Below are 19,974 nucleotides of genomic sequence, written 5' to 3' on the forward strand. Positions count from 1 at the left end.
ACTTCTCGTCTCGCTCCTGTTCGGAGCCGTGGTGCTCGTCGCATTCACCACGAGCCTCGGGTGGCTAGGCCAGCTCCTGTGCCGACAGCCGATCGACGGGCAGCGCTGGATGTGGGTCGCCGTCGCGCTGACGCTGGTCCCGATCGCGCTGCGGCTCCTTGGCATCGACTACGCCGCGTTCGACCCCTCGGTCATCGCGCTCACGTTCGCCTCCGGACTGCTCATCGGGTTCACCGAGGAGCTGCTGACCCGCGGCATCGCGGTGCGGATCCTGCGCAGCGCCGGCTACCGCGAGCGCGCGGGTGGCCGTGGTCTCCTCCGCGCTGTTCGCGCTGCTGCACTCCGTCAACGTGCTCACGGGCCAGGCGGTCACGACGGTGGCGCTGACCATGGCGTTCGCGTTCGGCTTCGGGATGGTGATGTATCTCGTGCTCCGGTGACCCGAAGCCTGGTCTGGCCGATCCTCATTCACGGCCTGACCGACCCCACCACATTCCTCGGCTCCGGCGGGGTCGACGTGGCGACCACCGACCCGAGTCCGTTGGTGGCGCTCGCCGGACCGTTCAACATCGTCTTCATCGCCGTCGCGCTGATCGCGTTGCTCCTCGTCCGCGGGCGGGTGGGTGCTCCCGCGCCGAGCGCGGAGCTCGGCCGCTGAGGCGGCACGACCGACGCGGGCCGAGTGCCGCGGGCGATGACCGGGAGCCGCAGGGCAGAAGAAGAAGGAAGGCGACTGGTCGACGCCGACCGGCTCATGGGAGCGGGTGACGGGAATCGAACCCGCGCTATCAGCTTGGGAAGCTGAAGTTCTACCATTGAACTACACCCGCGCTGCCGCCGTTCCGGGGCTGTGAGGCGTCCGGCCTGACGACGACGTCGATCCTACCTGCTCCTCGCCGTCGTGCGTGCCACCGCACGATCCGCGCACGAGCGCGCCGCGCGCCCGCCGGGTCATGATGGACCCATGAGCAGCGACGGCAGCAACGACGGCGAGCACCGGACGAGCTACACCACAGCGGGTGCGGGCTACACCCGCGACGCGCGCTACATCACGACCCGTATCACCCGCGACGGCGAGGACGGGTATCCCGTCGAGCCGGGCCGCTACCGGCTCGTCGCCGCGCGGGCGTGCCCGTGGGCGAACCGCACCCTCATCGTGCGCCGCCTGCTCGGGCTCGAGGACGCGCTGTCGGTCGGCCTGCCCGGCCCGACCCACGACGACCGCTCGTGGACCTTCGACCTCGACCCCGACGGCGTGGACCCCGTTCTCGGCATCCACTTCCTCCGCGACGCGTACCTGCGCCGTGACCCCGGGTATCCGCTCGGGATCACCGTGCCGGCCATCGTGGAGGTGAGCTCGGGCGCCGTCGTGACCAACGACTTCGCTCAGATCACCCTGGACTTCTCCACCGAGTGGACCGACTACCACCGCGAGGGCGCGCCCGACCTCCTCCCCGCCGCCCACCGCGACGAGATGGACCAGGTGATGCGGCGCATCTACACCGAGGTCAACAACGGGGTCTACCGGTGCGGGTTCGCCGGCTCCCAGGAGTCCTACGACGAGGCGTACGACCGCCTGTGGACCGCCCTCGACTGGCTCGAGGAACGGCTCACGAGCCAGCGGTACCTCGTGGGCGACACCATCACCGAGGCCGACGTCCGCCTCTTCACCACGCTCGCCCGGTTCGACCCGGTCTACCACGGCCACTTCAAGTGCAACCGGCAGAAGCTCACCGAGCTCCCGGCGCTCTGGGCCTACGCGCGCGACCTCTTCCAGACCCCCGGCTTCGGCGACACCATCGACTTCGAGCAGATCAAGCAGCACTACTACGTGGTGCACCACGACGTGAACCCCACCGGCATCGTGCCCAAGGGGCCGAACCTCGCCGGCTGGCTCACTCCGCACCACCGCGAGCAGCTCGGCGGTCGCCCGTTCGGTGACGGCACCCCGCCAGGACCCGTGCGCGACGGCGAGCGCGTCACCGCGGGGCACTCGCCTCTGGCGTGACTCGCCTCGGCGCGGCTGCGCCGGTGGGTGAGTTCGCCCAGAACGGCCCGTGGCGTCGAGAACGGCCCCCGGCGGACCGTTCTCGACGCCACGGGCCGTAGTCGGCGCAGCCCCTGCGGCCCGAGCGCCTCGGAAACCCGAGGCCCCCGGCGGCACTCAGGCGTCACCGGGGAAGAACAGCTCCTCGATCCGCGCCTCGAACACGGCGGCGATGCGGAACGCGAGCGGGAGTGAGGGATCGAAGCGTCCCCGCTCGATCGAGATCACGGTCTGACGCGAGACGCCGAGCTCGTCGGCGAGGCGCTGCTGGGACCAGCCGAGCCGAGTGCGCGCCTCGAGCACGGAGTTGCGCACGTCAGCCCTTTCGCCGAGCCACGAGGTAGCGCAACGCGCAGGACGCCGCTGCCACCCCGATGAGCACGACGAGCACCAGGCGCAACGGCAGGTCGGCGATCGCCGGCACGAAGGTCGCGACCACCAGAGTCAGCCCGGCGAGCACCACGATGTCGCCCAGCGCGCCCGCCGCCGCGCGCTCGTACCACCCCGACTCCACCGACTCCTCGGGACGACGCGTCGCCCCCGCGATCGTGTCGCGATCGACCACGAGGAGGTAGCCGAGCGCAGCGCACGGCCCAACCGTGCACACGGCGAACACCACGCCGCCGAGCAGCGGGTGGTCCGCCACGACTCCCGTCGCCGCCGCGAGCGCCCCGAACCCCGCCGCGAGGACCACCCCGATCAGGAGTGCGACGGCGAGTGCCGACCAGCGGCCACCACCCAGTCGCGATCGACCCCACCTGCTGCGTGCCACCCCATCGCCCATGGCCTGCTCCTCGTCCGAGTCCGTCGGCCGCGCGGCGCGCGACCCGCTGTAAAACGGACTTTACATGTCAAGCGCACTTCACACAACGGAGGGGGGCGACCTAGCCGTGACCCGCGCGACCGTGCGGTGGGAGTACACCGCGCGATGACGTGGCTGGCCGGACAGTCCATGAACGAGAGGAGCTCCTCGGCACCTCGCAAGGGTCCGTGTGCGACGGCGAGCGGGTCACTGCGGGGCACTCGCCGCACGCGGGCCGAGCGCAAGCCGGCCGTCGCTCAAGCCGGCGCACAGCAGGCTTTCAGCCGAGCGACACCCCCCGGACGTCCCGCGGTGGCCAGTTCGAGGCGTCGAGAACCGCGCGGCCCCCCAGAGGCTCGGCCAGGACGACGGTCCGCTCGACGATCGGATTGCTCGACCAGGTCCAGCGCGGCTCGTCCGCATCGGCTGGCGGTTCGCCCACGAAGTCGCCGCTCACCCACCAGATCGTGACGGAGTCGGCGGTCACGACCACCACGGGCTCGCGCAGGTACGGGGAGGGGTCGCGGCCGCCCGTGCACGCGGTCTCGGTGACCTGGAGCCGAAGGGTGGTGTCCTAGGCGGCTGCGTCGGGGGCGCCCAGGTGGGCCCAGAAGGTCCAGGGCTCCGGCGGCACCGGGGCGAGCGAGCACCCTCCCCAGTCCAACGCCTGCAGACCGTCGGGCGTCCTGGCGAAGGTCACGATTTCCGCCGCGTCGTCCAGCGGACCCACGGGACCCCAGGCGCCCAGCCCGACCAGCACCTCGTCGCCGGTCTCGCGCAGCACGATCCACCGCGCGTCAGCCACGGGCGCATCCTGCAGCTCCTGCGGCGCGTCGATGCCGCCCTCGACGGGCGAGCGTCTCCAGCGCCGCGAGAACCGCGTCCGGATCGCTCGGCTCGAGCCCGCCGTCGAACGCCGCTGGGGCGAACGGGAGGCCGCCCCAGCACGCGACGGATCGGCGCTCGCGCCCTGACCCGCGGGTGCGGCGCAACCGCCGAGCGCGAGGGCGGCCGCCGCGACGAGCAGTGCGGTCGGCACGCGGTCGACCTCGCGTGAAGTCATCATGACCCCATCGTGTCTCGAGCCGCGCGGGGCTTGCCCCCGACCCGAGTCTCGTGCCGCACTACGGTGGGCGGGTGCTGCTCTCCGACCGCGACATCCGCACCGAGATCGCCTCGCACCGCGTGGTGCTCGAGCCGTTCGACGACGCGATGGTCCAGCCGAGCTCGGTCGACGTGCGCCTGGACCGGTACTTCCGGCTCTTCGACAACCACAAGTACGCCGTCATCGACCCGGCGAAGGACCAGAGCGACCTCACCCGCCTCGTCGAGGTCGAGCCGGACGAGCCGTTCGTGCTCCACCCGGGCGAGTTCGTCCTGGGCGCCACGCACGAGCTCGTCACCCTGCCCGACGACGTCGCGGCCCGCCTCGAGGGCAAGTCCTCGCTCGGGCGCCTCGGCCTGCTCACGCACTCGACGGCGGGCTTCATCGACCCCGGGTTCACCGGCCACGTCACGCTCGAGCTGTCCAACGTCGCGACCCTGCCGATCACGCTCTGGCCCGGCATGAAGATCGGCCAGCTCTGCTTCTTCCGCCTCTCCAGCCCCGCCGAGAAGCCCTACGGCTCCGGCGCGCAGGGCTCGCGCTACCAGGGCCAGCGCGGTCCCACTGCGTCCCGGTCGCACCTCGGGTTCCACCGCACCCAGGTGCCGTGAGCGGTGCCGTGCCCGGTGCCGTGAGCAGGGTGAGGCGCCCTGGCATCGCCCCCGCCGTCGCGCATCACCACCACCTGCTGCTGCTGGCCGACGACGTCGAGAGCGACGAGGTCGCCTCACTCGTCCTCTCCCACGTCGCGGGCTCGCAGTGGACCGCGCTGCCCACGCCGCAGCTGCCCGGCGTGCTCGACCTGCTGCCCCGGCACCAGCGCGGCAGCACGCACGGGGCGGGCGACCTGCCCCCCGCCCTCACCGAGCGCGCCACGCTCACCGGTCCGTGGCGCGTGGACCTGCGCACCCGGCACGCCCTCGCCCTCCCGGCGTGGGTGACGCAGGCGTGGGTGGTCGACGTCGAGCCCGACCGGTCCGGTCCCGCGCCCGCGCTGCCCCACGGGTACGGCCCGCTGCTCGACGCGTTCGGCGCCCACCACCCCGACGGCGTCGAGCGACAGGTGCTCGACGTCGTGCACGCGTGCGCGCGACGGCTCGCCGGGATCCTGCGCACCACCACGGGCGTGCTGCTCGAGCCCGACCCGGACTCCGCCGTCGACCTCACGGTGCACGCCCCGGTGTGGCTCACCCCCGAGGCCATGGGCCACGTGCTCGGGCCCGTCCTGCCGGGGGTGACGGTCCTCGACGGCGCGGTCCCGACCGCTGAGCTCGACGGGTACCACGCGTTCTGGCGGCCGTCCGAGCGCGACGACGAGCCGGGCGTCCTGATCGAGGCCGAGGGCGCCGAGGTGCTGCCCGCCCCCCTCGCGGACGCGGCGTGGACCGGTCAGGGGGTCGTGACCTACCGCCTGCGCTGGCTCGCGGAGGGCGCGGAACGGGAGCCGACGACGCGAGGTGCGCTGCGCCGTCGTGCATCGGTGCGCGAGGCGATCGAACGCGCCGCCGCGGCGCTGCGCGCGGTGGTGGGCGGCGAGGTGCTCGACGAGGACGGGTTCCTCGTCGACCTCGCCTGACCGCTGCGCGGCGCTGAGCTGGCCGCCCGCTCAGGGCAGCGCGTAGAACGCCATCTCGTCGTAGCCGATGGACACCGCGCGGCGATCCCCGGCGGGCGTCGCGCCGTAGCCCTCCGGAATGGACCCCACCGGTGCGCCCGTGGCCGCGTCGAGCACGTCCACGCGGTCGTCGGCGGCGGTGAGGATCCGGTCCCCGGCGACGCCGACCGCCCAGGGCCGGCCGTCCTTGAGGTCGTACTCCCAGATCAACGCGTCCATCTCGGCCGAGATGCCGATGAGCCCGGTCTCGAGGGCGAGGAGCGGATGCTCGGGGGACCCGACCACGTACGGGTACTCGTCCGTCGCGTACAGCGGGTCGCCCACGTCGCCCGTCGCGGGGTCGAACGGGGAGTAGACCGAGCCGGAGGACTGGTAGGAGCGGCCGAGCGGGATCGTCGTCCAGCGGCCCCAGCCGCCGGCGAGTGAGGTCATGTCGTCGTAGTCGATCGTCCAGAGCTCGTCCCCGGCGGGGTCGAAGGCGGTGATCGGGTAGGAGTCGCACACGTACCCGGTCTCCCCCACGTACGCCGAGTAGCACTCCAGCGGGCCGCCGGCCTCGGCCGCGGTGAGCGGGTAGGTCGACGAGCCGACGCCGAGCAGCACGCCGTCGGCGAACCGCCCCCAGGACGCGTCGTAGATGATCGCCTCGTCCTCGTAGGTCACGTCCTCGGCGAAGTCGGGGTCGAGGTCGACGAGGTCGGTCACCCAGGTCCGCGTCCCGTCGACGCCGTACCAGGCCAGCGACGTGCTGGCCGTGTCGATGTCCGTCTCGCCCAGCAGCGCCACGCCGGCCGACGTCGCGGCGATGCTCGCCGTCGGGGCGTCGACCATAACGTCGAGCACCTCCGCGCCCGAGGCGACGTCGAGCTGGACGAGGTGCTCGCCGCCGGCCCGCGCGCCCGCGCACACGACCACCTCGCCCGACGGCGCCGCGTCCGTGGCGATCACGTCCTGGGCGCACACGACGCTGTCCAGCGTGGCCGTCCACACCGTCGAACCGTCTGCCACGGACAGCGCGCGGACCTCGACGGGCTCGTCGCCGACGAAGTCCCGCGTCATCGCGGTGACGAGGACGTCCTGGGCCGCGACGACGCCGGCCTGGTAACCGCCGAGCCCGTAGATGTCGCGGCTCGTCGGGTACCCGGTCGAGTCGTCGAAGGCGAGCGTCCAGGTCGGGGCGAGCTCCGCCGTCGAGCCCGCGGGTGCGGCGGGGATCGACGGGTTCGCGATCGTCGGCTGCGGGTCGGAGCCGGTCGGGGCGTCGGGACGGCTGTTGTTGATCCCCGCGATGACGAAGCCGAGGACGACGATCGCGCCCACGACGATACCGACGCACCCGCCGTTCCGCTTCGGGGTCGGGCGGGCGGGGCGCCCGAACCCGACCGGGGCGGGGGTCGAGGGGCCGTAGCCGCCGGGCCGGGAGGGGGCCCGGGTCCCGCCGGGGGCGGCGGCGTAGCCGCTCGTGCCCTGCTGTGCCGGCCCGGCACCGGCCGGGGGCGCGCCGGCCGGAGTGCCCCAGGCGGGCACGCCCGACGGCGCGGCGTAGGGCGCGGCGCCGTAGCCCGGCGCGGAGGACGGCGCGGCGCCCGACGGCGAAGGTGGCGTCGCCTGCCACGGCTGCGGCAGGTAGGGGTTCGCGTGCGAGGGCGCCGTCTGGCTCGACGAGGCCGGCGACGCCGCCGCCGACCCGGCGCTCGACGCGGGCCACACGGGCGAGGTGGACTGGGGCGGCAGGCCGAGCTGCCCGGGCTGGCCCGGCTGGCCGGGCGCCAGCGGGTAGCCGCCCGTGCCCGACTGGTGGGCCGGATAGCCCGGTGCCGACGTCGCCGACGAGTACGGCGTGGCCGGGCCGCCAGGAGCGCTCGGCGCCCACGAGCCGGTGCCGGAGGCGGGCGCACCCGGCGCGGCCGACGGAATCGCCGGGGCTCCGGGAGCCCCCGGCGCCGGGGTCGCGGTGGACCGCTCGAAACCGAGCGTCAGGTCGTCGGACAGGTCGTACTCGGGTGGCTGCTCGCCGTCGCGCTGGTCACCGGGTCCGGGCATGGGCCGACGATACCCAACCGGTTCGGCCCCCTCCGGCCGCGTCCGGCGGACTCAGGGCAGCCGGACCAACGACACCGAGTGCGCCCCCCGCTCGAGCACGAGCCGGTCGCCGACCGGGATCGCGTCGTACAGGTCCAGGCGCGCCACCCGCTCACCCGTGGCCAGGTCGAACACCGCGGTGAGGTCCCACTGGACCACCGCGACTCGGTCGCCCGCGACCGACACCCGGGACACCCACTGGTCCCCGAGCGGCGCGCTCCAGCGCCGCGCGCCGTCCGGGGCGAGCGCCAGCAGGCGGTCGCCCACGACCACCAGGGGGTCCCCGGGCGTGCCGGCGAGCGCCGGCGACACGTCACTGTCGAGGTCGACCTCGCCCAGCGTCGCGCCGTCGTCGAGGCCGACCATCGCGTACGTGTCGTCACCCACGGCGTCGTGCCGCGTCACGAGCACCGGCACCGCCCAGCCCGCCTCGGCGCTCAGCGCGGCGTCCGGGACCGTCCACTCCACGGCACCGTCCGGTCCGTAGCGCACGGTCTCGGTACTCCCGGAGCAGACGAACGCGTCGCCGTCCACCAGCACCGACCAGCACCGGTCGAGGAGCGAGACGCCGTCGGCGTCGACGCGCATGCTCGCGTAGTAGGGCAGGTCCAGCAGCACCGCGTCGCCCGCTCGCAGCCAGTCCGCCTGCCGCAGGTCGGCCACGCCGTCGCTGTTGCGCAGGTCCTCCTCGAGCTCGGGCTCGACGTCGAGCAGGTCCGTCTCCCACGCCGGCTCGACGGCGAGCCCACCGTCGTCGAGCGCCCACCAGGCCAGCGGGGTCGCCGCCGTCGCCGGGTCGGTGGGGCCGACGAGCGCGACGCCGTCCGTGCCGGCGCCGATGCTCACCGGGTCCCAGGGGAGCGGTGCCTGCGCCCGTACGCTCCCGTCGGCGACGTCGACGACGAGAAGCTGCTGCTCGCCGTCGTGCACCCCGGCGCAGACGACGGCCGGCGCGCCTTCCCAGCTGATCGCCTCGTCCGCGCACACCCCGCCCGCGAGGTCGAGGCGCCAGGCGGGTGTGCCGTCCGCGAGCGCCAGGGCGGCGATCACGCGCGTGGTGTCGGGGTAGGTCGTCTCCCCGAGGCGCAGCACGACGAGGTCACCGGACACGAGCACGGCGTCGAGGTCGCCGAGCCCGGCGAGCGGCCCGGGGCTCGCGGCGAGGTCCTTGAGGTCGGTGCGCCACACGACGTCGAGCGCCGTGTCCGGCTGGACCGGCCGGTTGGCCTGCACGTACGTCAGCACGCCGCCGATCACCAGGAGGGTCAGGAGCGCGGCGGCGGCGACCACGAGGCGCGTGCGGCGCAGCCACGAGCGAGGACCGCGTCTCGAGCGTCCCGCGGCGGCGCGTCCCGCCGAGCGGCCGGGGGCGGGTCTGCGGCTCGGGGTGCGGGGGCGCGCCGGCTCGTCGTCGGGACGGGAACCGGCGTCCGTGGCGGGAGGGACGTCGACGGCGCGGACGCCGTGCGGCGTGGGCTCGTCGTCGGTGGGTGCGTCCTGCGGCACGGCGCCGGGCTCGGTATCGGGGGCGGAGTCGGGCCCGGCATCGGGGTCGCGCTCCGCCTTCCGCCGACCGAGGAGCGCGCCGAACCACGCACCCCAGGAGTGCGAGCGGCGACCGCCCGCGCGCTCGGCGGCTGCCCGGCGGGCGGCCAGGCGTCGCCGCGACCGTCTCTCGGCGTCGCGCGCCCGTCGCAGCTCACGCTGCGCGTCCGGGGGGAGGTAGGGGTTGGGCTCGTCGTCGGCCGGCTCCTCGCGATCGGGCACGGGCGGCCCGAGCCCCCACTGCCGACGCGCCACGGGGCGACCCTACCGGCGGGCACGGGGCCACCTGTGGCAGCCGGGGCACCGGGGGCCGCCGAGCGACCGGGACGGGTGCGCTACCCGAGCGCGCGCGCCACGTGCGCCGCGACCAGCGGATCCGCGAGGTAGTACTCGATGGCGTGCCGGCCGTCCTCGGGGTTGACCACGCCCGTCTCCTCGAGGACGTCCGGCAGGCCCGCGCCGACCGGCAGCAGCGACCCGACGAGGTCGCCCCCGATCGCGACGGCGTCCTGCGGGTCGCGCGCGTTCACCCAGTTCACGACCGGCCGCGGGAACTGCCGGATCTCGAGCCGGCCGAGCGCGGTGATGACCGCCTGCCAGGCGAGCGGCGCGCCGAGCGTCACCAGGAGCGGGATCCGCCACGACTCCCCCGCGGGGTGGGCACGCAGCACGTGGTAGGCGATGACGGCGCCCAGCGAGTGGGCGAGCACCACGGTGGGCTCGCCCGCGCGCACGACGCCCGCGACGCCGTCGTCGATCATCTGCCGCAGGCGAGTGTCGGTGAGGTAGCCGTAGCACTCCCGCGCGACGAAGGCGACGGTCGCGCCCGTCATCCCGGGGACGTAGCGGTCGACGGCGGCGAGCACCGTGCGCACGTAGCCCCACGACGGCGGGGCTGCGCCCTCGTCGTCAGGTGCGGCCACCGCGGCGAGCTGCGCCGCGGAGAAGTTGTACGCGCGTGCGACCTGGACCACGACGTCGAGCACGAACTCACGCTCACCCGCGTGCAGGTGCCCGCGCAGCGAGACCCGCTCCGCCTCGGCGCGCGTGACGCCACCGACGAGGTGCGTGAGCGAGTCCCCGTACCACGGCAGTCGGACGTCCTCGTCGGCGAAGGGGGCGTCGATGCCCGCCGCCTCGAACCCGGAGCGCAGCGCCACGAGCCATTGCTCACGCATCTGCGCGGGACCGAACAGCGGCCTGCTGCGGCCGTGGACCAGAAGGATGCTCGCCATCGAACGTACCTTTCGGGAGGAACTCCACGTGACGCTCCCATGGTGCCACGACCGCGCCCGGATGGCCGCCTGTTGACCTGTGCTTGACGGGGAGACCCGCGGGAGGCCGACGATGCGTGGCCCGCGGGCAGGCCGGCCCGGCGACGGCGCCCCGGGGCGGGGCCATCGGCGGACCACCGGCCGACCACCGGCCGACCACCGGCGGACCACCGGCGACCCACGGGACGCCGTTAAGATGGGCACGCCCGCCCTCCTGACGACGGGACCCCCCATGCTCCAGATCCTCCTGCTGCACGTCGCGGCCGCCCTCGTGGCTCCCGTTCTCGTGCGCCGGTGGGGTCGTCGCATGTTCGCGGTCCTCGCTCTCGCGCCCGCCTCGGCCGCGGTCTGGGCGCTCACCCTCACCTCCGACGTGCTGGCCGGCCGCACGTGGGTGCAGTCGATCCCGTGGGTGCCGGGGCTGGATCTCACGATCGACTTCCGGATCGACACGCTCAGCTGGTTCATGGTGTTGATCGTCGGCGCCGTCGGTGCCCTCGTGCTGCTGTACTGCGCCTGGTACTTCGCCGAGAGCGCCACCGGGAAACCGCGCTTCGCGGGCGTCTTCGTCGCCTTCGCCGGCGCGATGCTCGGCCTCGTCAGCACCGACTCCACGCTCCTGCTCTACGTGTTCTGGGAGCTCACCACCGTCTTCTCCTACCTGCTCATCGGGCACTACTTCGAGCGCAAGGTCTCCCGCCGCGCCGCGATGCAGGCGATCATCGTGACGACGTTCGGCGGCCTGGTGATGCTCGCCGGGATCATCCTGCTCGGCGAGGCGCCGGGCGGGTCCTACTCGCTCTCGGCCCTGGCCGCGGCGCCGCCCGCGCTGACCGGCGTGACCTCCACCGCGATCGTGTGCGTGCTCGTCGGCGCCGTGAGCAAGTCCGCCCTCGTCCCGTTCCACTTCTGGCTGCCCTCGGCGATGGCCGCGCCCACGCCGGTCAGCGCCTATCTGCACGCCGCGGCCATGGTGAAGGCCGGGGTGTATCTCGTGGCACGGCTCGCCCCCGGCTTCGCCACGTGGGACGCCTGGTCCTGGCCGCTGCTCGTGCTCGCGACGATCACGCTGCTCCTGGGGGGGTATCGCGCGTTACGGCAGTGGGACCTCAAGCTCGTGCTCGCCTACGGCACGGTGAGCCAGCTCGGCCTGCTCATCCTCCTGGTCGGGCAGAGCGACCGCGCCGTCGCGCTCGCGGGCATCGCGATGCTCGGCGCGCACGCGATGTTCAAGGCGTCGCTGTTCCTCGTCGTCGGCATCGTCGACGCGGCCACCGGCACGCGTGACATCCACCAGCTCTCCGGCCTGCGCCGGACTATGCCGTTCCTCGCCGTCGTCGCCGCGCTCGCGATCGCCTCGATGATCGGCATCGCGCCGTTCGCCGGGTACGTCGCGAAGGAGGCCGCGCTCGAGGGCCTCTGGCACGGCGTGACGCTCGACGGCGCACCCACCTCGGTCGCACTGCTCGCCGTCGTGGTGCTCGGCTCGGTCCTGACGGTGGCCTACGGGCTGCGGTTCTGGTGGGGCGCGTTCTCGACGAAGCGGGGGCTGTCCGACAACGAGGTCGACCGCGAGGCGTGGCCGATGTTCCTCCCGCCGACGGTGCTTGCCCTCGGCGGCCTCGCGGCCGGGCTCGTCCCGGGCCTCGGCGAGCGACTGCTCGGCCCCTACGCGGAGACGTACCCCACGGGCTCCGCCGGGCACCTCGTGCTGTGGGGCGGGTTCGGCGTGCCGCTGCTGCTCACCGTGGTGATCCTCGCGTCGGGCGCCGCGCTGTTCTGGTTCGGCGGCCGCGACTCCCGCCTGCAGGCGCACGACGCCTTCGTGCTCGACGCCGAGGACACCTACCGCCGGTTCATGCGCCGGCTCGATCGGGGCGCCGGGTTCCTCACCTCGCTCACCCAGCGCGGGTCGATCCCCGTGTACCTCAGCGTCATTCTCGTCACCGCCACGGTCGCCACGGGCACCGCCATGCTGCTCGGGCACGGCGGCGGCGCGTCGATCGGCTCGGTCCGGTTGTGGGACAGCCCGGTCCAGCTCGTGGTGGGCGTGTTCGTGGTGGTGGCCGGCATCGCGGCGGCCCGCTCACGCCGCCGGCTCAAGGCCGTCCTGCTGCTGGGCATCTCCGGCTACGGCGTCGCGGTGCTCTACGAGCTCCACGGCGCCCCCGACCTCGCGCTCACCCAGGTGCTCGTCGAGACCGTGACGCTCGTCGTGTTCGTGCTCGTGCTGCGCCGCCTGCCCGCCTACTTCTCCAACCGCCCGCTCGCGTCGAGCCGCTGGTTCCGCGCGGCGCTCGGGATCGCCGTCGGGACGGTCATCAGCATCGGCGTCCTGGTCGCGGCGCAGGCGCGCGTGGCTCAGCCCGTGTCGGTGGACTTCCCCGACGAGGCCTACGCCTGGGGCAACGGCCGGAACATCGTCAACGTCACGCTCGTCGACATCCGCGCGTGGGACACCATGGGCGAGATCTCGGTGCTCCTCGTCGCGGCCACCGGCGTCGCGTCGATCGTCTTCCTCCGGGTCCGCACCGCCCGCGTGGAGCGCGCCGCCGACGCCGGTGACGCGCGCGGCGCCGTCTGGAGCGAGAGCGCACACGGCTCGCCCGCGCTGGCTCGCCTCGGCGAGGCCGGGGGGCAGGACCTCGTGGGCAACGCCGCGCCGCGGGCGCCCTACGGCGTGGGCAGCCCGGGTCGGCGAGGCAGCGGGTACGACGGCGAGCCCGCGTCGAGTGCACGCAGTCGGCCCGGCGACGACCACGCGCACGACGGCGAGCACTGGTCGGACGCGCAGGTCGCGGATGACAGCGGCGTGGGACTCGTGGGTCCCCGGCGAGCGGACTCGCGCGCCGAGGATGAGCCCGGCGCAGCAGGTGGCCTCAACCCCGACGGTCTGCCGTCCGACGCCTCGGACGGTGCACGGTCCACCGCCGGCTCGCTCGGCGCCACCCTGCGCAACCAGCGCTGGCTGTCGGCTGGGGCGACCCTCGCGCCGCAGCGCCGCTCGGTCATCCTCGAGATCGCCACGCGCCTGCTCTTCCACACCATGGTCGTGTTCTCGGTGTTCCTGCTCTTCTCCGGCCACAACGCGCCGGGCGGCGGGTTCGCGGGCGGCCTGGTGGCCGGGATCGCGCTCGTGCTGCGGTACCTCGCCGGCGGTCGCTACGAGCTCGGCGAGGCCGCGCCCGTGAACGCCGGTTTCCTGCTCGGCTCGGGCCTGTTCCTCTCGGTGGGCGCCGGGCTCGTGCCCCTCCTGTTCGGCGGCTCGATGCTCGAGTCTGCCGTCGTGACGTTCGACGCCGGTCCCTTCGGCGAGATCAAGCTCGTCACCACGCTCTTCTTCGACATCGGGGTGTACCTCGTCGTGATCGGCCTCGTGCTCGACGTCCTGCGCTCGCTCGGCGCCGAGATCGACCGGCAGGGCGAGCAGGAGGGCATCAGCGCCCCGGACATCGCCCACGACGCGATCCGGGACGGCGCCGCCGCTCGGGTGCCCGTCGCCGTCGGGGCGGGCGGGTCCGGGTCCGGGCCGCACGGGGGCCTCGACGACGGCCCCGGTGGGTCCGGCGGCTCCTCGGGACACGGCTCCGGGGGTGAGCGCGCGTGATCGTCACCGACAACAGCCCCAACCTCGTGCTCGTCGTGGTGATGGGCGCGCTCATCGCGACCGGCGTCTACCTGCTCCTGGAGCGCTCGCTCACCCGGGTGCTGCTCGGCGTCGCGCTGATCGGCAACGGCGTCAACCTTCTCATCCTCGTCGCGGGCGGCGCCGCGGGCGGGCCGCCGCTCATCGGCGACTCGGACGAGCCGATGAGCGACCCGCTCCCCCAGGCCCTCGTGCTGACGGCCATCGTCATCACGCTCGGGTTCACCGCGTTCATCCTCGCGATGGCCTACCGCTCGTGGCAGCTGCACGGCCACGACGAGATCCAGGACGACGTCGAGGACCGCCGCATCGCCCGGCGCGCCGAGCGCGGTGAGCTCGACACCCGCACCGACGAGGCCGGGCCGAACCGCGCCCTCGAGGCCGCGCAGGTGCGCGACGAGACCGAGGAGCTCGCCCCCGAGCTCGCCCCCGAGGCCCTCGGGACGAGCCCGGCCGAGGGGAACGAGGAGCACCCCGTGCCCGAGGCGCACGCGAACGACCCGAGGCACGCCTCGCCGTCGGGCACGGCTGACGACGACGAGGGCGAGGGCGAGGGCGACGCAGCGGGCGACGGCGAACCGACGCAGGTTGAGGCGCCCGGCGAGGCAGCCGACGGCGAGGCCGGCCACGAGACGACCGCGGGCGAGTCCCCGCACGAGGCAACCGACGGCGCGACCCGCCCGCACGAGGCGCACGACCGCGAGACCGCCGACCGCGACGCGGCCGACCGCGGGGCGGTCGACGGCGGGGCGCCCGACGGCGGGCCGCGCCCGGGCGGTGACGCGCGATGACCTGGCTCGTCCCGCTCCCCGTCGCGATCCCGCTCGTGTGCGCGGGCCTCGCGCTCACGATGGCCCGCAGGCCTAGGCTCCAGGCCGCCATCTCGGTGACGGCGGTGTCGGCGATGCTCGCCGTCGCCATCGCGCTCCTGGTGCAGGCGAACAGTGGCCCGCTCGTGATGAACGTCGGCGACTGGGCGGCGCCGGTGGGCATCGCGCTGGTCGTGGACCGCCTCTCGGCGCTCATGCTCACGGTCTCGAGCGTCGTGCTGCTCGGCGTGCTCGCGTACTCGATCGCGCAGGGCGCGAACGACGAGACCGACTCGGACAAGACCCCGGTCTCGGTGTTCCACCCCACGTACCTCGTGCTCGCGGCGGGCGTCGCGAACGCCTTCATCTCGGGCGACCTGTTCAACCTGTACGTCGCGTTCGAGATCCTGCTGGGCGCGAGCTTCGTGCTCATCACGCTGGGTGCGACGGGCGACCGGATCCGGTCCGGGACGATCTACGTCATCGTCTCGCTGCTGTCGTCGATGCTGTTCCTCGTGGCGATCGCGATGATCTACTCCGCCACGGGCACGCTCAACCTCGCCCAGCTGGGGCAGCGACTGCCCGAGCTCGACCCCGGCACGCAGCTGATCCTGCAGGTCATGCTGCTGCTCGGGTTCGGGATCAAGGCCGCGATCTTCCCGCTCTCGGCGTGGTTGCCGGACTCCTACCCGACCGCGCCCGCACCGGTCACGGCGGTGTTCGCGGGCCTGCTCACCAAGGTCGGCATCTACGCGATCATCCGCACCCAGGTGCTGCTGTTCCCGTCCGGCGCCCTGAACGACGCGCTGCTCGTGCTGGCGCTGCTCACGATGGTCGTGGGCATCCTCGGCGCCGTGGCGCAGGACGACCTCAAACGTCTGCTGTCGTTCACGCTGGTCAGCCACATCGGGTACATGCTCTTCGGCATCGCCGTGGCGTCCGACGTCGGGATCGCCGCGACGATCTTCTACGTGGTGCACCACATCACCGTGCAGACCGCGCTCTTCCTCGTCGCCGGCCTCATCGAGCAGCGCGGCGGGACCACGTCGCTGGACCGGCTCGGCAGCCTGGTCAAGGTGGCGCCCGCGCTCGCGATCGTGTTCTTCGTGCCGGCCATGAACCTCGCGGGGATCCCGCCGCTCTCGGGGTTCCTCGGCAAGGTCGGCCTGCTCCAGGCCGGCGTCCAGCTCGGCACGCCGCTGGCGTACGCCGTCGTCGCGGCGGGACTGCTCACCTCTCTGCTCACGCTGTACGCCATCGTGAAGGCGTGGAACAAGGCGTTCTGGCAGCCCGCGCCCGCGCCGCTGCCGGACGTGCGCACACCCCGGACCACCTTCGGCGCGGCGACGGCGATCGTCACCGTCTCGTGCGCGCTCACCTTCCTCGCCGGTCCGCTCTACAGCTACGCGCAGAACGCCGCGCACGACCTCACCGCCCGTTCGCCCTACATCGACGCGGTGCTCGTCAACGGCGACCGCGGCGAGGGCCGCTCGCCCGAGGTCGCCGACGAGACCGGCGGTGCGCCGGACGACGCCGACAGCGCCGGCGGTGCCGACGACGCGAGCGGCGACCATGGCACCGGCGGCAGCGACGCCCAGGGCACGACGGCGAGCGACGCCCAGGGCACGACGGCGAGCGACGCCCAGGGCACGACGGCGAGCGACGCGGTGGGTGCGCCGTCGAGCGTGGCCGCAGCGCGGGACGGGAGCGCGGGATGAGCAGGCGACCGTCGAACGACGTGGTGCGGGCCGATGCCCCTCGGACCGACGCCGCTGCGACCAGCGGCGTCGCGGGGGGGGCCGCGCAGCCCGGCGTGACGCTGCGCCGGCGACCCTCCGTCACCGCGGTGGTGTGGCTCGCCGTCGTGTGGGTGCTGCTGTGGGGCGATCTCACGATCGCGAACGTGCTCGCGGGACTGATGGTCGCGCTCGCCGTCGCGTGGTTCCTCCCGCTGCCGCGCGTGCCGTTCGCCGGCCGCCCCTCCGGGTTCGGCCTGGTGCGACTGTTCGGCCGGCTGGCCGGCGACATCGTCGTGGCGAGCGTGCACGTCGCGGCCGTGGCGCTGCGCTTCGGCCACGAGCCGCGCGGGGGCGTGCTGCGGGTGCGGCTGCGCTCGCGCAGCGACCTGTACCTCACGCTCACGGCCGACCTGTGCTCGCTCGTGCCCGGGTCGATCATCGTCGAGGCGCACCGCGCCACCGGCACCCTCTACGTCCACACGCTGGACCTGAGCGGGCCGGGCGCCGTCGAGCACGCCCGCACCGTGGTGCTGGACCAGGAGGCGCGGGTGCTCTACGCGCTCGCCTCGGACGAGGAGATCGCTGCCGCCGGGCTCCCGCCGCGACGGTTCGGCGGGCCCTCCCGCGCGCGGGGCGGCGCGGCCGTCGCGTCGCGTGCGGTGCCCGACCAGGGGGCGCCCGGGTCGGGCCGGTCCGGCTCGAGCTCAGGCTCGAGCGCGGTCTCGGGCGCAGGTGATCGCGGTACGCGGTCTCGGCGACGCGACGAGGGAGGCGACGCGCGATGACGCTCTGGGTGGCGGTGGCCTGCGGGATCATGCTCACGATCGGGGCGGTGTGCGCGTTCGTGCGCGCCGAACGCGGGCCGAGCATGCTCGACCGGGTGGTCGCCGTCGACGTCGTGGTGGCGAGCGTGCTCGCGACGGTGGCGCTCGTGTCCGCCTGGACGGGACGGGTGGACCTCGTGCCCGTGCTCGTGGTGCTCGCTCTCGTGGGGTTCATCGGCTCGGTGACCGTCGCGCGGTTCGCCGCGGCCGACAGTGACGACGACCGCCGCATCCTCTCCCGCGAGGAGGCCCGCGAGCTCGAACGCGCCCGGCGCGAGGCCGAGCTCGCCGAGGCAGAGGAGCGTCGCTCCGGATCGGGCGGGAGCTCGGCGACGGTGGGCCGCGAGCAGCAGGAGGGCGGATCGTGATCGCCGAGGGCAGCATCCTGGACACCGTGCTGCACGTGCTCGCCGCCGTGCTCTTCCTGGCGGGGTCGTTCCTCGCGATGGTCGCCGGGCTCGGGATCGCGCGGTTCCCCGACCTGCTCGCACGCATGCACGCCGCGACGAAGCCGCAGGTGCTGGGCCTCGGCATGCTGCTCACGGGACTCGCGCTGGAGATCCGGACCGGGGTCGTGATCTGGACGCTCGTGCTGGTGCTGCTCTTCCAGCTCATCACCGCGCCGGTGTCGGCGCACATGGTGGGTCGCGCGGGCTACCGCACCGGACGGGTGCGCGACGACCTGCTCGTGGTGGACGAGCTCACGGACGACCTCGCCGCGGTGCGGCGGACCGAGCACGTCACCGACATCGACGATGCCGACGACGCGATGGTGCAGGCGCTCGCCGACACCGAGAAGCGCGGCAGCGACGCCTGAGGACGCGGCGCCGGGCCGGTCGGTCAGTCGCGCGACTCGGCGAGCGACTTGTCCGTGAAGCGCACGGCCGCCTTGGTGGCGCCGGCGCGAGCGAGGGCGGCGATCGCCCCGGAGACGGCCGCGAAGAGCACGATCTCGCGAAGGCTGGAGTCCTGCTCGTCGTCCACGGTGCCCGGCGGCTTGTGACCGAAGACGCGCTTCCAGACGAGGCTGAGGACCCGGGTCGCGACGAAGCCCGCGGCCATCACGGCGACCGTCTGGACGATCTTCTGCTGATTCACGGGTGCCTCCTTGTGTCGGCCGCGCCGCCGGCGACCACGTCACGACCCTACCCCGGCCCACCGCGCGCGAGACATACGCCACGTGGTCGTCGATCTGACACGTAAGCGGGCCCAGTCAGATCCGTGGCATAGTGAGGAGGTGCCGAAGATCATCGGGGCCACGCTGGCCGAGCACCGGGAACAGGTGCGCCTCCGACTCTTCACCGCGCTGTCCACGCTCATGGAGCGCGAGGGGTTCGACGCCATCACGCTCGCCGACATCGCCGCCGAGGCCGGCGTCGGGCGTACCGCGGTCTACAACCACTTCCCCGACAAGGAGTCCCTCCTGCTCGGCTTCATCGAGCATGAGACGACCTCCTACATCGCGGCGCTCGAGGAGTCCCTGGCCGGCCTCGAGGACCCGGTGGAGCAGCTGCGCACGTACGTGCAGCAGCAGATCCACCTCAAGCGGGTCTACCACCTGGCGCCCGGCCCGGACCTGCGCACGGTCGTCTCGCGCGCCACGATGATGCGCCTGCGCGAGCACATCCAGCAGGTCGAGGCGCCCCTGCGACGCATCCTCGTGCTGGGCATCGCGACCGGGCGCTTCCCGCGTCAGGACCTCGACGCCGTCGTGCCCCTCATCAACTCGTGCCTGTCGGCGCGCAACGTGCCCGAGGACGGGCCCGGGCGTACCCGCGCGATCGACGAGACGGTGGCGTTCGTGATGCGCGCCGTCGGCGTGGACCCTCACCTCGTGGGACGCCGCACCGCCTGAGCGTCTCAGGCCGGGACGACCACGGGATCCGCGGCGGGGAGCCGCGCGCCGAGCTCTCTCGAGGGGCGGGCTGCCGTCGTGCGCGGGTCGGGGCGCGCACGACGATCGCGCCGACCGACGGTCCGGCGCGGGACGATGTCGGGGTGAGCACTCCCGCCGGCACGCCCGCGATCCTCGCCCTCACTGCGGCATCGGTCCCGTTCACCCAGCACACCTACGCCCACGACCCGCGCGCCGCGGCGTACGGGCTCGAGGCGGCGGAGAAGCTCGGCATCGCGCCGGAACGGGTGTTCAAGACGCTGATGGCGGACGTCGACGGCGCGCTCGTCGTCGCCGTCGTGCCCGTCGCCGCGCGCCTCGACCTCAATCGGCTCGCCGCGGCAGTCGGCGGCCGGAGGGCGGAGATGGCCGACCCGGCCGTGGCCCAGCGCCGGACGGGGTACGTCGTCGGCGGGATCTCGCCCGTCGGGCAGCGCACCGCGCACCGCACCGTGCTGGACTCCTCGGCGATCCTGTGCGAGCAGATCCTCGTGTCCGGCGGGCGACGCGGGCTCGACGTCGAGCTCGCCCCCGACGACCTGCTCGCCGTCACCGGGGGCGAGTACGCCGACATCGCCCGCGGCTAGGTACC

Annotated in this window: 20 protein-coding genes, 1 tRNA gene and 1 pseudogene; 13 read left to right on the top strand and 9 right to left on the bottom strand. The window is 73.9% G+C overall.

What is annotated here, in order from left to right; all coding sequences use genetic code 11:
- The first annotated feature begins 302 nt into the window (after positions 1–302).
- On the top strand, positions 303–440 hold the full coding sequence (locus tag FH969_RS15170; protein WP_180359694.1) for a hypothetical protein: 138 nt from the start codon (positions 303–305) through the stop codon (positions 438–440).
- Positions 437–658: a hypothetical protein gene (locus tag FH969_RS15175; RefSeq protein ID WP_180359695.1), complete on the top strand. Its 222-nt coding sequence runs from the start codon at positions 437–439 to the stop codon at positions 656–658. Before FH969_RS15170 ends, FH969_RS15175 begins: the two co-directional genes overlap by 4 nt.
- Positions 659–759: 101 nt before the next feature.
- On the opposite strand, the gene FH969_RS06195 is transcribed toward FH969_RS15175, so the two are convergent.
- Positions 760–830 (bottom strand) — tRNA-Gly (locus tag FH969_RS06195).
- Between the two features lie 134 nt (positions 831–964).
- Between FH969_RS06195 and FH969_RS06200 the strand changes: the two genes are divergently transcribed.
- The gene (locus FH969_RS06200; RefSeq protein ID WP_139986501.1) at positions 965–2,008 is read left to right on the top strand and encodes a glutathione S-transferase family protein; all 1,044 of its coding nucleotides are present in this window, start codon (positions 965–967) and stop codon (positions 2,006–2,008) included.
- A 156-nt stretch (positions 2,009–2,164) separates the two neighbouring features.
- On the opposite strand, the gene FH969_RS06205 is transcribed toward FH969_RS06200, so the two are convergent.
- The 4 genes from FH969_RS06205 to FH969_RS06215 all read right to left on the bottom strand — a co-directional run bounded on the left by FH969_RS06205 (position 2,165) and on the right by FH969_RS06215 (position 3,915).
- The gene (locus tag FH969_RS06205) at positions 2,165–2,362 is read right to left on the bottom strand and encodes a helix-turn-helix transcriptional regulator (RefSeq protein WP_108718845.1); all 198 of its coding nucleotides are present in this window, start codon (positions 2,360–2,362) and stop codon (positions 2,165–2,167) included.
- Between the two features lies 1 nt (position 2,363).
- Positions 2,364–2,831, bottom strand: coding sequence for a hypothetical protein (locus tag FH969_RS06210; protein ID WP_108718844.1), 468 nt, complete (start codon positions 2,829–2,831; stop codon positions 2,364–2,366).
- 298 nt (positions 2,832–3,129) lie between these two features.
- On the bottom strand, positions 3,130–3,306 hold the full coding sequence (locus FH969_RS15180; RefSeq protein WP_180359696.1) for a hypothetical protein: 177 nt from the start codon (positions 3,304–3,306) through the stop codon (positions 3,130–3,132).
- A 117-nt stretch (positions 3,307–3,423) separates the two neighbouring features.
- A complete protein-coding gene (locus FH969_RS06215; protein ID WP_139986502.1) occupies positions 3,424–3,915 on the bottom strand; it encodes a hypothetical protein in 492 nt (163 codons plus the stop codon).
- A 71-nt stretch (positions 3,916–3,986) separates the two neighbouring features.
- On the opposite strand from FH969_RS06215, the gene dcd reads away from it, so the two are divergent.
- Both dcd and FH969_RS06225 read left to right on the top strand, forming a co-directional pair.
- Positions 3,987–4,565, top strand: coding sequence for a dCTP deaminase (gene dcd, locus FH969_RS06220; protein WP_108720126.1), 579 nt, complete (start codon positions 3,987–3,989; stop codon positions 4,563–4,565).
- A 29-nt stretch (positions 4,566–4,594) separates the two neighbouring features.
- Positions 4,595–5,530, top strand: a complete 936-nt coding sequence (locus FH969_RS06225) for a hypothetical protein (protein WP_139986503.1) — start codon at positions 4,595–4,597, stop codon at positions 5,528–5,530.
- A gap of 30 nt (positions 5,531–5,560) precedes the next feature.
- Here FH969_RS06225 and FH969_RS06230 read toward each other — a convergent pair whose 3' ends face one another.
- The 3 genes from FH969_RS06230 to FH969_RS06240 form a co-directional block, all read right to left on the bottom strand.
- Positions 5,561–7,612 carry a PQQ-binding-like beta-propeller repeat protein gene (locus tag FH969_RS06230; RefSeq protein WP_139986504.1) on the bottom strand — a complete coding sequence of 684 codons (2,052 nt, stop codon included), beginning with the start codon at positions 7,610–7,612 and terminating at the stop codon, positions 5,561–5,563.
- Positions 7,613–7,663: 51 nt separating this feature from the next.
- Positions 7,664–9,451: an outer membrane protein assembly factor BamB family protein gene (locus tag FH969_RS06235; RefSeq protein ID WP_108718839.1), complete on the bottom strand. Its 1,788-nt coding sequence runs from the start codon at positions 9,449–9,451 to the stop codon at positions 7,664–7,666.
- 80 nt (positions 9,452–9,531) lie between these two features.
- On the bottom strand, positions 9,532–10,431 hold the full coding sequence (locus tag FH969_RS06240; protein ID WP_108718838.1) for a hypothetical protein: 900 nt from the start codon (positions 10,429–10,431) through the stop codon (positions 9,532–9,534).
- A 271-nt stretch (positions 10,432–10,702) separates the two neighbouring features.
- Between FH969_RS06240 and FH969_RS06245 the strand changes: the two genes are divergently transcribed.
- From FH969_RS06245 to mnhG, 6 genes and pseudogenes are all read left to right on the top strand, one after another.
- A complete protein-coding gene (locus FH969_RS06245) occupies positions 10,703–14,077 on the top strand; it encodes a Na+/H+ antiporter subunit A (protein ID WP_180359697.1) in 3,375 nt (1,124 codons plus the stop codon).
- 41 nt (positions 14,078–14,118) lie between these two features.
- Positions 14,119–14,553, top strand: a pseudogene (locus tag FH969_RS06250) (Na(+)/H(+) antiporter subunit C); the annotation flags it as partial.
- A gap of 350 nt (positions 14,554–14,903) precedes the next feature.
- The gene (locus tag FH969_RS06255) at positions 14,904–16,643 is read left to right on the top strand and encodes a Na+/H+ antiporter subunit D (protein ID WP_139986506.1); all 1,740 of its coding nucleotides are present in this window, start codon (positions 14,904–14,906) and stop codon (positions 16,641–16,643) included.
- Positions 16,640–17,449, top strand: a complete 810-nt coding sequence (locus tag FH969_RS06260) for a Na+/H+ antiporter subunit E (RefSeq protein ID WP_139986507.1) — start codon at positions 16,640–16,642, stop codon at positions 17,447–17,449. Before FH969_RS06255 ends, FH969_RS06260 begins: the two co-directional genes overlap by 4 nt.
- A complete protein-coding gene (locus FH969_RS06265; protein WP_139986508.1) occupies positions 17,446–17,856 on the top strand; it encodes an MrpF/PhaF family protein in 411 nt (136 codons plus the stop codon). The genes FH969_RS06260 and FH969_RS06265 overlap by 4 nt, the downstream gene beginning before the upstream one ends.
- Positions 17,853–18,305 carry a monovalent cation/H(+) antiporter subunit G gene (mnhG, locus tag FH969_RS06270; protein ID WP_313554849.1) on the top strand — a complete coding sequence of 151 codons (453 nt, stop codon included), beginning with the start codon at positions 17,853–17,855 and terminating at the stop codon, positions 18,303–18,305. The genes FH969_RS06265 and mnhG overlap by 4 nt, the downstream gene beginning before the upstream one ends.
- A 23-nt stretch (positions 18,306–18,328) precedes the next feature.
- Here mnhG and FH969_RS06275 read toward each other — a convergent pair whose 3' ends face one another.
- Positions 18,329–18,586: a DUF4235 domain-containing protein gene (locus FH969_RS06275; RefSeq protein WP_139986509.1), complete on the bottom strand. Its 258-nt coding sequence runs from the start codon at positions 18,584–18,586 to the stop codon at positions 18,329–18,331.
- Between the two features lie 139 nt (positions 18,587–18,725).
- Between FH969_RS06275 and FH969_RS06280 the strand changes: the two genes are divergently transcribed.
- Positions 18,726–19,343, top strand: coding sequence for a TetR/AcrR family transcriptional regulator (locus tag FH969_RS06280; protein ID WP_108718832.1), 618 nt, complete (start codon positions 18,726–18,728; stop codon positions 19,341–19,343).
- A 143-nt stretch (positions 19,344–19,486) separates the two neighbouring features.
- Positions 19,487–19,969 (top strand): Cys-tRNA(Pro) deacylase, encoded by a 483-nt coding sequence (gene ybaK / locus FH969_RS06285; protein ID WP_139986510.1) that lies wholly within the window; start codon positions 19,487–19,489, stop codon positions 19,967–19,969.
- Positions 19,970–19,974 lie beyond the last annotated feature (5 nt).

The organism is Miniimonas arenae (assembly GCF_006351005.1).
In the GTDB taxonomy this organism is placed as follows: domain Bacteria; phylum Actinomycetota; class Actinomycetes; order Actinomycetales; family Beutenbergiaceae; genus Miniimonas; species Miniimonas arenae.

What these genes read in the sequence shown, in the direction of transcription:
- FH969_RS06200 (WP_139986501.1), top strand. Translation starts at nt 965, where the DNA reads ATGAGCAGCGACGGCAGCAACGACGGCGAGCACCGGACGAGCTACACC.
- FH969_RS06210 (WP_108718844.1), bottom strand. Translation starts at nt 2,831, where the DNA reads ATGGGCGATGGGGTGGCACGCAGCAGGTGGGGTCGATCGCGACTGGGT.
- FH969_RS06215 (WP_139986502.1), bottom strand. Translation starts at nt 3,915, where the DNA reads ATGATGACTTCACGCGAGGTCGACCGCGTGCCGACCGCACTGCTCGTC.
- FH969_RS06230 (WP_139986504.1), bottom strand. Translation starts at nt 7,612, where the DNA reads ATGCCCGGACCCGGTGACCAGCGCGACGGCGAGCAGCCACCCGAGTAC.
- FH969_RS06240 (WP_108718838.1), bottom strand. Translation starts at nt 10,431, where the DNA reads ATGGCGAGCATCCTTCTGGTCCACGGCCGCAGCAGGCCGCTGTTCGGT.
- FH969_RS06245 (WP_180359697.1), top strand. Translation starts at nt 10,703, where the DNA reads ATGCTCCAGATCCTCCTGCTGCACGTCGCGGCCGCCCTCGTGGCTCCC.
- FH969_RS06255 (WP_139986506.1), top strand. Translation starts at nt 14,904, where the DNA reads ATGACCTGGCTCGTCCCGCTCCCCGTCGCGATCCCGCTCGTGTGCGCG.
- FH969_RS06260 (WP_139986507.1), top strand. Translation starts at nt 16,640, where the DNA reads ATGAGCAGGCGACCGTCGAACGACGTGGTGCGGGCCGATGCCCCTCGG.
- FH969_RS06265 (WP_139986508.1), top strand. Translation starts at nt 17,446, where the DNA reads ATGACGCTCTGGGTGGCGGTGGCCTGCGGGATCATGCTCACGATCGGG.